Origin of the sequence: Bacillus sp. C28GYM-DRY-1, from assembly GCF_030519405.1 — a bacterium.
In the GTDB taxonomy this organism is placed as follows: Bacteria; Bacillota; Bacilli; order Bacillales; family Bacillaceae; genus Bacillus; species Bacillus spizizenii_A.
The window spans coordinates 1-273 of record NZ_JAUMKF010000091.1 but is presented as its reverse complement, the minus strand read 5'-3'; the positions used below and the strand labels follow the sequence as shown (position 1 = coordinate 273).

Annotated in this window: 1 pseudogene; it reads left to right on the top strand. The window is 40.3% G+C overall.

Features of this window, described 5'->3' with window-relative positions:
• Positions 1-95: 95 nt before the first annotated feature.
• Positions 96-273: pseudogene (locus Q3W56_RS20815) on the top strand (helix-turn-helix domain-containing protein); the annotation flags it as partial.

Below are 273 nucleotides of genomic sequence, written 5' to 3'. Positions count from 1 at the left end.
GGGACTGACCCCATAAGATGAGACAAATAAAAAACACCTTCAAGTTTGAAAACGGATGATTGTTATCCGAAATTAGACTTGGAGGTGTTTTTTCTATGAGGACAAGAGTGAGTTATTCGGTTGAAGTGAAACAGAAGGCTGTAGACATGAGATTGGCAGGCGTGCCTATGAAAGAGATCATGCAGAAATTGAATATTAAGAATAAGACACAAGTTCAGACATGGGTTAGATGGCATAAGGCTGGGGAAACACATCGATTTGAACAGCCTGTTG